Annotated in this window: 4 protein-coding genes; 3 read left to right on the plus strand and 1 reads right to left on the minus strand. The window is 67.8% G+C overall.

Translation table 11 applies throughout. The features are described from left to right. From VIB55_RS24570 to VIB55_RS24580, 3 genes are all read left to right on the plus strand, one after another. Positions 1-518: chromate transporter (locus VIB55_RS24570; protein ID WP_331879327.1), on the plus strand; the 518-nt coding region annotated here is incomplete at its 5' end. A 203-nt stretch (positions 519-721) separates the two neighbouring features. Next, on the plus strand, positions 722-946 hold the full coding sequence (locus VIB55_RS24575; RefSeq protein WP_331879328.1) for a helix-turn-helix domain-containing protein: 225 nt from the start codon (positions 722-724) through the stop codon (positions 944-946). 7 nt (positions 947-953) lie between these two features. Further along, entirely contained in the window at positions 954-2,210 is a 1,257-nt protein-coding gene (locus VIB55_RS24580) for a type II toxin-antitoxin system HipA family toxin (RefSeq protein WP_331879329.1), read from the plus strand. A gap of 27 nt (positions 2,211-2,237) precedes the next feature. On the opposite strand, the gene VIB55_RS24585 is transcribed toward VIB55_RS24580, so the two are convergent. After that, positions 2,238-2,476 (minus strand): rhodanese-like domain-containing protein (locus VIB55_RS24585; RefSeq protein ID WP_331879330.1); only part of this gene is annotated, 239 nt, incomplete at its 5' end.

The following is a 2,476-nucleotide window of genomic DNA, read 5'->3' on the forward strand; positions in this document are numbered from 1 at the left end:
ACGGGTGGCTGATGCCGGGGGAAATGCTGGACGGCCTGGGAATGGCGGAGACCACGCCCGGGCCGCTGGTGCTGGTGCTGCAGTTCGTGGCGTTCGTGGGCGCCTACCGCGATCCCGGCGCGCTCCCCCCGATGCTCGCCGGGGTGCTGGGCGCCACGCTCACCGCGTGGGTGACCTTCGCGCCGTCGTTCCTGTTCATCTTCGCGGGCGCCCCGTACGTGGAGCGCCTGCGCGGCAACCGCGCACTCGCCGCCGCGTTGCGGGGGATCACCGCCGCGGTCGTGGGCGTGATCCTGAACCTGGCGGTCTGGTTCGCCCTGCACGTGCTGTTCGGCCGCATCGGCGAGGTACGCGGCTTCGGGCTGCGCCTGCTCGTTCCGGACTGGGCCACGCTGAACCTGCCCTCCCTGCTCATCTCCGTCGCGTCCGCCATGGCGATCTTCCGCTTCAAAGCCGGCATGCTCCCCGTCCTGGCCGGCGCCGCCGCATGCGGCATCGCCTATCGCCTGCTCGGGTGACCGCGCTTTCCTTCACCTGATCGAACCCTATTGGGAACGATCATGCGAGAAACGGGTATTCGTTCCCTATAGGGGCTGAAATGACCGAAACACCGCGATCGGACCCTTTAGGGAACGAAGAGCAGGTTTCGGGGGTTTCGGACCCTAAAGGGAACGAAGATTCACCCGCGAGCGGCCCATCCATGACAGCAGACGAGCTTCCCATGCGCGACCTGCAGGACCTTGCCGAGGTGGTCCGGCGGCGGCGCCGTGAGGAAAACCTTACGTTTGACCAGGCAGCGGACCGGTTCGGCGTGGGGCGGCGGCTGCTGGTGGAACTGGAGAAAGGGAAGCGGAACGTGCGCGCGAACACGATGCTCGACCTGCTTCAGTTGCTGGGCTACGACGTCGTGCTGCGCCGCCGGGGTGGCGGCGGGCAGGAAGGGTGATCGGGCGATGCTCGACGTGTACCTGTACGATTTTCTGGTCGGCCACATCCGCGAAGAAGGTCCGCACCGGCTCAGCTTCCGTTACGGCGAGCAGGCGCTGGACGAGCCGGAAAAGTACGTCCTGTCCGTTCGCCTGCCGGTGCGTGCGGAGCCGTACGACCACGACGCGACGATCGTCTTCTTCGAGAACCTGCTTCCGGAGGGAGAAGGCCGCGACCTGATCGCGCAGGCAAAGCAGTTTTCACCTGCGGACGTTTCGGGACTCCTGGGGATGATCGGGGGCGAGTGCGCGGGCGCGGTTTCGCTCTGGCCGGCAGGTGTCATTCCTCCGAATGAGCCCAGCTACAGGCGGTTGAGTCCGGCCGAACTTGCCGCGTTGTTCGACCAGGAATACGGCGAGCACGTGATGGAAATGCAGATGGCGGAGCGGCTTTCCATGAGCGGCGCACAGCAGAAGATGGTGTTCCGGCGCCGGGGTGACGCGTTCGAGCTTCCCCTGCACGGCTCGCCCAGCAACGCCATCATCAAGCGCGCGAAGCCCGTGTATCCCGGGCTGGTGCTGAACGAGCTCGCCTGCATGTGGCTGCTGCGCGGCTGCGGCTTCGAGGCGGCGGAATCACGCGCGGTGGGCGGCGAACGCCTGCTGTTCGAGAGCGTTCGCTACGACCGCGTGGAAGATGCCGAAGGCGGGCTGCGCCGCCTGCACCAGGAAGATTTCTGCCAGGCGACCGGCCACCGGTCGGCGCAGAAATACCAGGCCCGCGGCGGGCCTACGTACGAAGTGATCGGCCGGGTGATTCGCCGCCACAGCGTCGATCCGTTGCGCGACCTGGAAACGCTGGCGCGCTGGGCACTGTTCAACGTCCTGGTCGGCAACAACGACGCGCACGCGAAGAACCTGTCGCTGCTGTACGCGGGGTCGCGGGTGCGGCTGGCGCCGATCTACGACGTGGTGTCGACGCACGTGTATCCGCACATCGACCGGCAGTTTTCCATTGAGATCGGCGGGCAGAACACGGCGGAGGGGCTTCACCGGATGGCGCTCGACAAGTTCGCCCGCTCGCTGGGGATGAGGGCGCCGGCCATCGCCCGGCTGGGGGCTCCGCTGATCGAGCAGGTACGGAGCAGTCTCGATGCGGTGCTGGACCAGGTTGCCGCCGGGTACGCCCATCATCCCGTGCTCGACCAGATCCGCGACCTGGTCCTGCAGCGAGCCTCGCTCGTCGAGGGCTGGCTCGCGCTGGCCACGACGAAGTCGAAGTAGCGCGGCGGCGCCTCCCGCCGCGCGATATCAGGCCGGGACCAGCTCGTCCGCTGGCTTCTCCACCGGGAGGCCGGCGGCGTGCCAGGCCTGGTATCCGCCGGTGAGGTTGATGACGTCGGTGATGCCATGGGCCTGCAGGACGCTCGCGGCGATGGCGGAGCGCGCGCCGCCCTGGCACTGCAGCACCACCGGCTTTCCACTCGGCACCTCGTCCAGGCGGTCCGGCAGGTAGCCCAAGGGGACGTTCGGGACCGACGGCAGGTGGC

Source organism: Longimicrobium sp., assembly GCF_036554565.1.
Lineage (GTDB): Bacteria > Gemmatimonadota > Gemmatimonadetes > Longimicrobiales > Longimicrobiaceae > Longimicrobium.